The 11403-nt window shown below is 61.9% G+C and carries 14 protein-coding genes and 1 pseudogene; 4 read left to right on the forward strand and 11 right to left on the reverse strand.

Annotated features, from left to right (window positions below; translation table 11 throughout):
- The 4 genes from AB4Z11_RS09600 to AB4Z11_RS09615 form a co-directional block, all read left to right on the forward strand.
- Positions 1 to 2789: DEAD/DEAH box helicase (locus tag AB4Z11_RS09600; RefSeq protein ID WP_442024799.1), on the forward strand; the 2789-nt coding region annotated here is incomplete at its 5' end.
- Positions 2790 to 2857: 68 nt separating this feature from the next.
- Positions 2858 to 3199: a hypothetical protein gene (locus tag AB4Z11_RS09605; protein WP_442024801.1), complete on the forward strand. Its 342-nt coding sequence runs from the start codon at positions 2858 to 2860 to the stop codon at positions 3197 to 3199.
- Between the two features lie 39 nt (positions 3200 to 3238).
- Positions 3239 to 3664, forward strand: a complete 426-nt coding sequence (locus AB4Z11_RS09610; RefSeq protein WP_442024803.1) for a hypothetical protein — start codon at positions 3239 to 3241, stop codon at positions 3662 to 3664.
- Between the two features lie 38 nt (positions 3665 to 3702).
- The gene (locus AB4Z11_RS09615; RefSeq protein ID WP_442024805.1) at positions 3703 to 5616 is read left to right on the forward strand and encodes a DUF885 domain-containing protein; all 1914 of its coding nucleotides are present in this window, start codon (positions 3703 to 3705) and stop codon (positions 5614 to 5616) included.
- Positions 5617 to 5650: 34 nt separating this feature from the next.
- Here the strand turns inward: AB4Z11_RS09615 and tatC are convergent, their stop codons facing one another.
- From tatC to AB4Z11_RS09670, 11 genes and pseudogenes are all read right to left on the reverse strand, one after another.
- Positions 5651 to 6409: a twin-arginine translocase subunit TatC gene (gene tatC / locus AB4Z11_RS09620; protein ID WP_442024807.1), complete on the reverse strand. Its 759-nt coding sequence runs from the start codon at positions 6407 to 6409 to the stop codon at positions 5651 to 5653.
- A complete protein-coding gene (gene tatB / locus AB4Z11_RS09625) occupies positions 6410 to 6904 on the reverse strand; it encodes a Sec-independent protein translocase protein TatB (RefSeq protein WP_442024809.1) in 495 nt (164 codons plus the stop codon).
- A gap of 9 nt (positions 6905 to 6913) precedes the next feature.
- On the reverse strand, positions 6914 to 7147 hold the full coding sequence (gene tatA / locus AB4Z11_RS09630; RefSeq protein ID WP_442024811.1) for a Sec-independent protein translocase subunit TatA: 234 nt from the start codon (positions 7145 to 7147) through the stop codon (positions 6914 to 6916).
- A 77-nt stretch (positions 7148 to 7224) separates the two neighbouring features.
- Positions 7225 to 7599 (reverse strand): histidine triad nucleotide-binding protein, encoded by a 375-nt coding sequence (locus tag AB4Z11_RS09635; RefSeq protein ID WP_442024813.1) that lies wholly within the window; start codon positions 7597 to 7599, stop codon positions 7225 to 7227.
- A gap of 12 nt (positions 7600 to 7611) precedes the next feature.
- A complete protein-coding gene (locus tag AB4Z11_RS09640; protein WP_442024815.1) occupies positions 7612 to 7941 on the reverse strand; it encodes a phosphoribosyl-ATP diphosphatase in 330 nt (109 codons plus the stop codon).
- Positions 7938 to 8363, reverse strand: coding sequence for a phosphoribosyl-AMP cyclohydrolase (gene hisI / locus AB4Z11_RS09645; protein ID WP_442024817.1), 426 nt, complete (start codon positions 8361 to 8363; stop codon positions 7938 to 7940). The genes AB4Z11_RS09640 and hisI overlap by 4 nt, the downstream gene beginning before the upstream one ends.
- 16 nt (positions 8364 to 8379) lie before the next feature.
- Positions 8380 to 9141 (reverse strand): imidazole glycerol phosphate synthase subunit HisF, encoded by a 762-nt coding sequence (gene hisF, locus AB4Z11_RS09650; RefSeq protein WP_442024819.1) that lies wholly within the window; start codon positions 9139 to 9141, stop codon positions 8380 to 8382.
- A 4-nt stretch (positions 9142 to 9145) separates the two neighbouring features.
- Positions 9146 to 9925, reverse strand: coding sequence for a 1-(5-phosphoribosyl)-5-[(5-phosphoribosylamino)methylideneamino]imidazole-4-carboxamide isomerase (gene hisA / locus AB4Z11_RS09655; protein ID WP_442024821.1), 780 nt, complete (start codon positions 9923 to 9925; stop codon positions 9146 to 9148).
- Between the two features lie 18 nt (positions 9926 to 9943).
- Positions 9944 to 10582 (reverse strand): imidazole glycerol phosphate synthase subunit HisH, encoded by a 639-nt coding sequence (hisH, locus tag AB4Z11_RS09660; protein ID WP_442024823.1) that lies wholly within the window; start codon positions 10580 to 10582, stop codon positions 9944 to 9946.
- Positions 10583 to 10605: 23 nt separating this feature from the next.
- Positions 10606 to 11196, reverse strand: coding sequence for an imidazoleglycerol-phosphate dehydratase HisB (gene hisB, locus AB4Z11_RS09665; protein ID WP_395404291.1), 591 nt, complete (start codon positions 11194 to 11196; stop codon positions 10606 to 10608).
- A gap of 22 nt (positions 11197 to 11218) precedes the next feature.
- Positions 11219 to 11403 (reverse strand): annotated as a pseudogene (locus AB4Z11_RS09670) (histidinol-phosphate aminotransferase); the annotation flags it as partial.

Consider the following 11403-nt stretch of genomic DNA (forward strand, 5'->3'; position numbering starts at 1 on the left):
ATCTGCAGCAGGGCGTGCCGGACGCCGGCGGCGAAACGCGGCTGGTATGGGTCATCAGCCTGGGCGCACGCCACGGCATTTCGGAAGTCGAGCCGCGCGAGCAGAAACGCGATGTACGCGGCCAATGGGGCAAGGGCCGTCCCATGGCACTGAAGCGGCTGCGCGAAGAAGCTGCACAACTGGACTTTCTGACGCCGCAGGATGTACGCATCAGCAGCACGATTTCCCCGGCGCGGCAGGCCTACGCGTCGAGCCTGCGCTACGACATCGACACTGAACAAGCTGCACTGGCCCTGGTCGGCCACCCGCACATCTACTGGATGGATGCGCCGGACGTGCGCGTCGAATTGCAGGGCGGCGAACCGGAGCTGCTGATCCGCCAGCAGAACGGCAAGCTGCATCTCACCCTGCAGCCAGCGATTACCGACCCAAACGCCAGCGTCATCATCATGAAGGAAGCGCCGAACCGCCTGCGCGTGGTCAGTATCAGCGACGAGCACCGCCGCATTGCCGCCATCGTCGGCGACGGCCTGAGCGTGCCGCTGCATGCGGAAGAGCAGGTGCTGCAGGCGATTGGCGCGGTATCGTCCATCGTGACGGTGCAGTCGGATATCGGCGCGGGCGCCGTCAACGCCGACCAGGTCGATGCCGACAGCCGCCTGCACGTGCATCTGCTGCCTTACCAGCAGGGCCTGAAGATGCAGGTCCAGGTGCGTCCGCTGCCCGATGCAGGGCCGTACTACGCACCCGGTTCCGGCGCGGAAAGTGTGATTGCCGATGTTGGTGGCCGCTCGATCCAGGCGCGCCGCAATCTGGCCGGCGAACGCGATGCAGAGCGCCAGCTGATCCTGAAATGCGATGCGCTGGAACAGGGCGAGCAGGATCACGGCGAATGGCTGCTGGGCCAGCCCGCGCTCGCGCTGCAATTACTGGCCGAACTGCAGGAACAGGACAATGTGGTGATCGCCTGGCCGGAGGGGGAAACCTTCCGCGTCACGAAGCCGGTCTACACCAAGCAGCTCAAGCTGAACATCAAGAGCAAGAAGGATTGGTTTGCCGCCAGCGGCCAGTTGCAGATCGATGAAGAGCGCGTGATGGACCTGCGTTCGCTGCTGGAGCTAATCCGCGCCAACAAGAGCCGTTTCATCGAACTGGGCGATCAGCAATTCCTGGCGTTGTCGGAAGAACTGCACCGCCGCCTGCAAGAGCTGGCGTCTTACGGCGAAGACGATGACGCGGGCATGAGGGTGCACCGCCTGGCGGCCTTTGTACTGGAAGAGCTGGCGTCCGACGTCGGCATTCTGGAAGCGGATCGCATGTGGAAAGAGCATCTGGCCCGCATCGAGTCCACCGCCGCCTATACGCCGCAGCTGCCGAGCACCTTGCAGGCCGAGCTGCGCGACTACCAGCGCGAAGGCTTCGAATGGCTGGCGCGGCTGGCGCATTGGGGCGTCGGCGCCTGTCTGGCCGACGATATGGGCCTGGGCAAGACGCTGCAGGCGCTGGCTCTGATCCTGCTGCGCGCACCGCAAGGGCCAACGCTGGTCGTTGCGCCAACCTCCGTCTGCCTGAACTGGGTGGCGGAAGCGGCGCGCTTTGCGCCCACGCTGAACGTGAAGCTGTACGGCACCGGCGACCGCGAAGCGATGCTCGAAAACGCCGGGCCGTTTGATCTCATCGTCACGAGCTACGGGCTACTGCAGCTGGAATCCGAACGCTTCACCAAACGGCACTGGCATACCATCGTACTGGACGAAGCCCAGGCCATCAAGAATGCCGCCACCAAGCGCTCGCAGGCCGTGATGGCACTGCAGAGCGACTTCCGCATGGTGGCCACCGGCACACCGCTGGAAAATCATCTGGGCGAGTTGTGGAACCTGTTCCGCTTCATCAATCCGGGCCTGCTGGGCAGCCACGAACAGTTCAACCTGCGCTTTGCGGGACCGATCGAGCGCCAGCAGGACCATCGCGCCGAAGTGGGCGCTCGCAATCGCCTGCGCCGCCTGATCGGACCTTTCGTCCTGCGCCGCACCAAAGCGCAGGTGCTGACCGAGCTGCCGGCGCGTACCGAAATCACGCTGGAAGTGGATTTGTCGGCGGAAGAAACCGCGCTGTACGAATCGCTGCGCCGCGAAGCACTGGAAAAGCTGGCGGCGATCGACGTCCCGGTGGACAAGAAATCCATCGCCATTCTGGCCGAGATCATGAAGCTGCGCCGCGCCTGCTGCAATCCGAACCTGGTGGCGCCCAGTCTGAAACTCCAGAGCAGCAAACTGGCCGCGTTCTCCCATCTGGTGGACGGGCTGCTGGAAAATCGCCACAAAGTGCTGGTGTTCAGCCAGTTCGTCGATCATCTGACGCTGATCCGCGAGCAGCTGGAGCGCAAAGGCATCCGCTATCAATACCTCGACGGCTCCACGCCGATGGCCCAGCGCAAGCAGGCGGTGGACGCCTTCCAGGCCGGCGAAGGCGATCTGTTCCTGATCAGCCTGAAGGCCGGCGGCGTCGGCATCAACCTGACCGCCGCCGACTATGTCATCCACATGGACCCGTGGTGGAACCCGGCGGTGGAAGACCAGGCCTCCGACCGCGCGCACCGCATGGGTCAACTACGCCCGGTAACCATCTATCGCCTGGTGGCACGCCACACCATCGAAGAAGGCATTGTCGATCTGCATGCGCACAAGCGCGAACTGGCGGATAGCCTGCTCGACGGCAGCGATACGGCCGCGCGCATGACGGCCGAGGACATGCTCGCCATGCTGAACGAAGGCCTGCGCCGCCCATAAATACAGCGTGCGGCACGTTTTGCGCAGCCGGACTATGATGAAGATGTAAGCTCTCAAGGAGCAATATCATGGTTGATACACTTCTGCGCGTCTTCGACAATCTTTCGGTCGCCGAACAGGCGCGTGAGGCCCTGCTGGCCGCTGGCGTCGATTCGCGCGCCGTGCGCCTGTCCTCGCGTGAGGATGACGGCGGCCCCGTGCAGGGCAACTTCATCGTGGATTTGTCGAACAAGCCGACGCCGTCGTGGCGCAACCGCCAGTCCGACCAGTCCGAGCTGCGCAGGCCACAGCAGCGCAGCAGCTGCCTCCTGAGCGTACGCCTGGAAGACAAGCGCCAGGGCATGCTCGTCGCCACCATCCTCGACCGCTACGCTTCGGTGGACCGCGGTAACCGGATGGGCCTCTACTGATCGCTCGCCACGGCCGGGATTCCATGCGATTATCCCGGCATGAATACTCAACAAGCGCTTGAATTCGTGCGCGAACAAGGTGTGGTACTGGTGTCCGCACAAGGACCCGCGCCACGTCTGACCGAAGCCATCGCCGGTGAACCCATCAAGGGCAGCTGGTGGGGCCACGCCAAAGGCAAGCAGATTTTCGCCGTGCTGGACGCGTTGAACGACCACGCCGACATCCTGGTTTGCCGCCTGCTGCAAAACAAACTCACCATGGTGCACCGCCGTCTGTGGCCAGCGCTGGCTGCTGTCGCGCACGAGCTGCCGGCGGCGGCGATTGTGCGCGTAACGCAGGAACACACGGCATCCGGCAAGCACGTGAACCACGAGACGCCATTCCCCGACTGGCTGCCGCCGGAGGCGGCGGAACAGGGCGCACGGATGAGTCCTGCCGAGGCCCGAATCCAGCTCGGCTTGTGATAATCTCGCAGGCTGCACTTTCAGAAAGCTGAAACAATATGATCAAGACCAAGATCGCCCTGGCGGCGATGATGCTGTCCCTGGCATTCGCGCCAGCCGAGGCAGCAAAGAAGCCGTCCAGCAAGGCCAAAACCACGGCCAGCGCAAGTAAAAAGTCGTCGTCCTCGAAATCGTCGGGTAAATCGTCGAAGAGCAAGGGCAAGTCCAAAGGCAAGGGCAAGGCCGCCGCAGCCGGCGCCGCCGCCACGACCGCCGTTGCGGCCAAGCCGCTGACGCCGGAACGCCGCCAGGACAAGAACTTCGACGCCCAGGCCAATCTCTTCCTCAACGCCCTGTGGCGCATCGATCCGGAGTCGGCCATCGGCGCGGGCAAGTACGACACGGCAGCCATGCTGACCATTCCCGACCAGCCAACGCGCGACAAGCAGCTGGCGTTTATCGACGAATGGCTGGGCAAATTCGGCGCAGTGGATGCGAAGCAGCTGTCGCCCAAGCAGCGCACCGACCTGGGCCTGCTGATCAACAAACTGAATAGCGACCGCTGGTACCTGACCACCTTCCGCGAGTTCGAGTGGAATCCGGCCAGCTACAACATCGCCAGCCCGATCGACTTCATTCTGAACACGGAATACGCGGCCAAGCCGCAGCGTCTGCGCACGCTGCTGAAGCGCATCGGGGGCGTGCCGGCTTACTACGACGCGGCACGCAACAGCATCAATAATCCGACCCGCGAACACACGCGCCTGGCCATCGACCAGGCGCCGGGCGTGCTGTCGGTGCTGGCGGACCTGGACAAGGAAGCACAGGCGTCCATCCTCACCGCCAATGAGAAGGAACTGTTCAAGCAGCGTATCGCAGCCGCCAAGACTGCGGTGGAAGGCTATGCAGCCTGGCTGGGCGAGCTGGATAAGCAGCTGGAGACGGCAGGCAATGCGCGCTCCTTCCGCATCGGCAAGGAACTGTATGAGGCCAAGTTTGGCTTCGACATCCAGTCCGGCAGCACGGCGGAACAGACTTACCAGAAGGCGCTGGCTACGCGCGAGCAGCTGCTGTCGAATATGGACCGCATCTCGGACGAACTGTGGCCGAAGTACCTGGCCGATACGCCGAAACCTGCCGACCGCAGCGTGAAGATCGGCATGATGATCGATAAGCTGTCGTCCAATCACGTGACGCCGGCCGAGTTCTTCCCCGAAATCCGCCGCGAGATTCCGGTGCTGCAGGACTGGGTGGTTTCGCATGACCTGCTGACGCTCGATTCGAAGAAGCCATTGATCGTGCGCGAAACGCCGGCCTACCAGCGCGGCGTGGCTGGGGCCAGCATCGAGGCGCCTGGTCCATACCGTCCGCAGGACCGCACCTACTACAACGTGACGCCGCTGGACGACGCCACGCCGGAGCAGGCGGAAAGCACGCTGCGCGAGTACAACAACTGGATTCTGCAAGTCCTCAATATGCATGAGGCGATTCCGGGCCACTATGCACAGCTGGTGTATGCGAACCGTTCGCCCTCCATTGTGAAGTCGATCTTCGGTAATGGGGCGATGGTGGAAGGCTGGGCGGTCTACGCCGAGCGCATGATGCTGGAGTCAGGCTATGGCAACAACGAGCCCGAGATGTGGCTGATGTACTCGAAATGGAACCTGCGCAGCGTGACCAACACCATCCTGGACTACAGCGTGCACGTGCTGGGCATGACGCAGGAGCAGGCCATCGACCTGCTGACCAAGCAAGCCTTCCAGACGCCTGCTGAAGCGGCCGAGAAATGGCGCCGCGTGCAGCTGACCTCCGTTCAGCTGACCAGCTATTTCAGCGGCTATTCCGAAATCATGGATCTGCGCGAACAGCGCCGCGCCGCGCTGGGCAGCAAGTTCTCGCTCAAGCAATTCCACGAGCAGTTCCTCAGCTACGGCAGCGCCCCTGTGCGCGTGATCAAAGAGCTGATGCAGTAAAAGAAAAAAGCGCCCCGCGGGGCGCTTTTTTTTTTCAGGTGTTTTCTTCGGACGGCGCCTGGGTGGCTTTGACGAAGACCGGGGATAGCAACACGCCGATTTCGAACAGCAGCCACATCGGGATGGCCAGGGAGAACTGGCTGACGATGTCGGGCGGGGTGACGATGGCGGCAATCACGAAGGCGCCGACGATGACATAGCCGCGCCACTCCTTCAGTTTGGCCACCGACACCAGGCCCATGCGCACCAGGACCACCACCACCACCGGCACTTCGAAGGCGCAGCCGAAGGCCAGGCACATGGACATCACGAAGTCGAGGTAGTTCTCGATATCCGGCGTGACCGCAATCGAGGTGGGCGAGAATTCGGAGATGAAGTGGAAGACGCGGCCGAATACCAGGAAGTAGCAGAAGGCCACGCCCACAATGAACAGCAGCGAAGACGCTATCACCAGCGGCGCCACCAGGCGCTTTTCATGCGCGTACAGGCCGGGCGCCACGAAAGCCCACATCTGGTACAGCACCCAGGGCAGCGCACCGATAAAGCCCAGCAGCAGGGTGACCTTCATCGGCACCAGGAATGGCGAGATCACGCCCGTTGCGATCATCTTCGAGCCGGTCGGCAGGGAGTTGATCATCGGCGCGGCGATGAGATCGTAGATATGGGAGGGGCCGGGCCAGATCATCAGCGCCGCGGTCACGATCAGGATGCCGATGCTGGCCTTGACCAGGCGGTCGCGCAGTTCGATCAGGTGGCTGATGAAGGTTTCTTCGACCGGTTCTTGTTGGCTCATTTAGTAGAACGATGCTGGTGGTTTGCCGCTGCGCGGACGGAAACGCGCCACGCGCGCCGCGCCGGACACCACATGCATGCGTCCACCATTGCGCTGCTTGTACCACAGCGGTACGGCGGAGGTGCGCACCAGGCGCTTGCGGCGGAATTCCTTGGCCTTGCGCGACAAATCGTCGGTAGTAGCCGTGCTGACGGCCGGTTCGTGCTGATGGTCGACGCGCAGGGCGTCCTCGACCTCGGCCATATTGGCAGCGATGGAGTTTTCCACATCAGCCTTGAAGGTGCTGGCCGCTTCGGAGGCCTGCTTTTGCAGGTTCTTCAGCTCTTCCAGCTCGATTTCGCGGCTGACTTCGGATTTCACTTCCTGCAGATAACGCTGCGCGCGGCCATACAGCGTGCCGGCCATGCGCGCTACCTTGGGCAGCTTTTCAGGACCGATCACGACCAGGGCCACTGCCCCGATAATGGCGAGTTTGGAAAGACCGAGATCGATCATCAGAATGCTTTACTGCTTGGTCTTTTCCTTGGCTTCCACTTCGATGGTGCCCTTGTCGGTCACCTGCGCAGGAGGCGGAGCTGGCTGGGCTGGCTTGTCATCCTCGTCGCCCTTCACGCCATCCTTGAAGCCTTTGACGGCTTTGCCCAGGTCCGAGCCGATATTGCCCAGCTTCTTGGTGCCGAATACCAGCATGACCACCACCAGGACGATCAGCCAGTGCCAAATGCTCATAGAACCCATTTTGTTGCCCCTAAAAAAGCGTTAATTCACACAGTATACGCGAAGCGCGCCTGTCATGTGCCTGTAATGATTTTTTATCAAGTTCGCATGCCGCGCCACGGACGAGGTCCACCATACAGGTGCATGTGCAGATGGTACACCTCCTGTCCGCCGTCAGGCCCGCTGTTGATCAGGAACTTGAAGCCGCGCGTAGGCTGGCCCTGCTCATCATAGGTCACCGAAATATTGTGCTCGGCAGCCAGCTTCGGCACCAGGGACATCATCTTGCCCAGCAGTGGCGCGTGTTCCGGCGTGCAGTCGGACATGGTCGAGATGTGTGTTTTCGGGATAATCAGCAGGTGTACAGGGGCCGCCGGATTGATGTCCTTGAACACCATCAGGTCGTCGTCTTCATGCACCACGGATGCAGGAATCTGTTTCGCTGCGATTTTGCAGAACAGGCAGTTTTCCAACGTAGTCTCCTCTTATTCCTTGCGGGCGGCTTTTTCGTCCAGGCCGGACAAGCCTTCGCGCCGCGCCAGCTCATCGAGCACCTGCTGCGGCGTGAGGCCGAACTGGGCCAGCAGAACCATCGAATGGAACCACAGATCGGCCGTTTCGTACAGCACTTTGGAGGCATCGCCGCTGACGCGGGCATCCTTGGCCGCCATCACGGTCTCGGTAGCTTCCTCGCCGATCTTCTTCAGGATGGCGTCGTCGCCCTTGCTGAACAGCTTGGCGACATAAGAGCTCGACGGATCGCCGCCCTTGCGCGATTCGATGGTGGCCGCCACGCGGTCCAGTACAGTCGTCATTTCTTCGCTTCCGTGTAGATTTCGTCCGGATCTTTCAGCACCGGCTCGACGGCTTTCCAGTCGCCGTCTTCGAATTTGTTGAAGAAGCAGCTGTGGCGGCCCGTGTGGCAGGCGATGTCGCCTTCCTGGGCAATCTTCAGCAGCACCACGTCCTCATCGCAATCGAGGCGAATCTCTTTCACCTTCTGCACGTGGCCGGACTCTTCGCCCTTGTGCCACAGCTTCTTGCGCGAGCGGCTCCAGTACACCGCCTCGCCCAGCTCCACGGTCTTGTAGAGCGCATCGCGATTCATCCATGCGAACATCAGCACATCGTTGCTGCCGTCTTCCTGGGCGATCACCGGCACCAGGCCGTGTTCGTCCCATTTCACGCGATTCAGCCATTTGGCTTTCGCGATCTGCGCTGCGGTTCCGTTTGCCATTCTCGTTTCCCCGATTTCAATCCAGGCGCATGGGAATGCCTTGCGCCGCCATAAAGCGCTTGGCTTCCTGCACCGTGTGCTGGCCATAGTGGAAAATGCTGGCGGCCAGCACGGCGTCAGCATGGCCCAGCTTGACGCCGTCGGCCAGATCCTGCAAACCGCCCACGCCACCGGATGCGATAACCGGTACATTGACGGCGTCGCTGACGGCACGGGTCAGCGCCAGGTCGAAACCTGACTTGGTGCCGTCGCGATCCATGCTGGTCAGCAGGAGTTCACCTGCGCCCAGCGCTTCCATTTTCTTCGCCCACTCGATCGCATCAAGACCGGTGGCATTGCGGCCGCCGTGGGTGAACACTTCCCATTTACCCGGCGATACCTGCTTGGCGTCGATCGCCACCACGATGCACTGGCTGCCGTGCTTCTGCGAGGCTTCGTACACCAGCTGCGGATTGCTCACCGCCGAGGTGTTCAGGCTGATCTTGTCCGCGCCCGCGTTCAGCAGGCGGCGCACATCTTCCACCTGGCGCACGCCGCCGCCCACGGTCAGCGGGATGAAGACTTGTGAAGCCACGGCTTCGATGATGTCCAGGATCAGGCCACGGTTGTCGCTGGAGGCGGTGATGTCGAGGAAGGTCAGTTCGTCGGCGCCCTGCTCGTCGTAGCGGCGCGCGATTTCCACCGGGTCGCCGGCGTCGCGCAGCTCGGTGAAGTTGACGCCTTTGACGACGCGGCCATTGGTCACGTCCAGGCAGGGGATGATGCGTTTTGCCAGCATGGGTTTACTCTTCTTCGAGATCGCCCGACAGTTCATCGGCGCGTTCCTGCGCCGTGGTCAGGTTCAGCGTGCCTTCGTAAATCGAACGGCCGCAGATCACGCCTTCGATGCCTTCGTCCTGCACCGCGCACAGGTCTTCCACGTCCTTGATGGTGTGCACGCCGCCCGATGCGATGATCGGAATGCGCACCGCCTGCGCCAGGCGCACGGTGGCTTCGATGTTCACACCACCCATCATGCCGTCGCGGCCGATGTCGGTGTAGACGATGGATTCCACGCCATACTGTTCGAACTTCTGCGCCAGGTCGATCACTTCGTGGCCGGACATCTTGCTCCAGCCGTCGGTCGCCACCTTGCCGTCCTTGGCGTCCAGGCCGACGATGATGTGGCCAGGGAAGGCGCCGCAGGCGTCGTGCAGGAAGCCGGGGCTCTTCACGGCCGCGGTGCCGATGATGATGTAGCTGATGCCATCGTCCAGGTAACGTTCGATGGTGTCGAGATCGCGGATGCCGCCGCCCAGCTGGACGGGGATTTCATCGATCTCGTTTTCTTCCGCATAGTCGCGGACTGCTTGCAGGATGGATTTGACCGCACCTTCGTTCTTCGGCTTGCCGGCAAAGGCGCCGTTCAGATCGACCAGATGCAAGCGGCGCGCGCCTTGTTTCAGCCAATGACGCGCCATCTCGGCGGGATCTTCGGAGAACACAGTAGCAAGTTCCATATCGCCTTGTTTCAGGCGAACGCAGTGACCGTCCTTGAGGTCGATAGCAGGAATGAGCAGCATGATTTTGGTCTTTTTGGGTTAAGGGTTCCAGTGAACGAAATTCTTGTAGAGCTGCAGGCCGGTGGCCGCACTCTTCTCCGGGTGGAACTGGGTCGCGAAGATATTGTCGCGGGCAACGGCGCAGCAGAAGGCGTCGCCGTACTGCGTTTCGCCCACGCTGTGCGCCGCGTTTTCCGGCTGCGCGTAATAGCTGTGGACGAAGTAGAACCAGGCGTTGTCCGGGATGTCTTTCCACATCGCGTGCGGCACCTTCTGCTGCACGCGGTTCCAGCCCATCTGCGGCACTTTGAAGCGCGAGCCGTCGTCCTGCGTGCGGCCTTCCAGCTGGAAGCGCACGACTTTGCCCGGCAGCAGGCCGAGGCCCGGCGTATTGCCTTCCTCGCTGACGTCGAGCAGCATCTGCTCGCCCACGCACACGCCCATCATGGGTTTGGATGCGGCGGCGCGCAGCAACGCATCGCGCACGCCGGATTCATTCAGGCTGCGCATGCAGTCGCGCATGGCGCCCTGGCCGGGCAGCACGATGCGGTCGGCGCTGTCGATATCGCCCGGCTGGCCGGAAATGCGGATATCGTCTTCCGGCGCGACCGCGCGCAGGGCTTGCGCCACCGAGCGCAGATTGCCCATGCCGTAATCAACTACTACGATCTTTTTCATTTTGGTGAGCCGTGTAGTGGAGGTTACAGRCTTCCTTTGGTGGATGGGATGGTGCCGGCCGCGCGCGGGTCGAGCTCCACAGCCATGCGCAGGGCGCGGCCGAAGGCTTTGAACACGGTTTCGCACTGATGGTGGGCATTGGTGCCGCGCAGGTTGTCGATGTGCAGGGTCACCAGGGCGTGGTTGACGAAGCCACGGAAGAATTCCAGGGTCAGGTCCACGTCGAAGCCGCCGATCATGGCGCGGGTAAACGGAATGTGGTACTCGATGCCAGGACGGCCGGAGAAGTCGATCACCACGCGCGACAGCGCTTCATCCAGCGGCACATAGGCATGGCCGTAGCGGCGGATGCCCTTTTTGTCGCCGATGGCCTTGGCCACTGCCATGCCCAGCGTGATGCCCACGTCTTCCACCGTGTGGTGGTTGTCGATGTGGACGTCGCCGGTGGCTTCGATGTCGAGATCGAACAGGCCATGGCGCGCGATCTGGTCCAGCATGTGGTCGAGGAAAGGAACGCCGGTGTTCAGCTTTTGAACGCCAGTGCCGTCGAGGTTGATGGCCACGCGGACCTGGGTCTCGCTGGTGTTGCGCGTGATTTCTGCGGTGCGGTTCATGAAAAGACTCTTACGGTTTGTGTCAGGCTGCCAGAGCGGCCTTCAGGCCGTCAAGCATGATTGCGTTTTCTTCCGGCGTACTGACCGTAATGCGCAGGCAGCTTGCCAGCACATTGTGCATTCTACCCACATTTTTAATCAATACCTTGCGGGAGAGCAGTTTCGCGTGGGCATCATCGGAATTCGGAACACGAATCAGAATGAAGT

Origin of the sequence: Pseudoduganella sp. RAF53_2 (assembly GCF_052113985.1) — a bacterium.
In the GTDB taxonomy this organism is placed as follows: Bacteria; Pseudomonadota; Gammaproteobacteria; order Burkholderiales; family Burkholderiaceae_D; genus Rugamonas.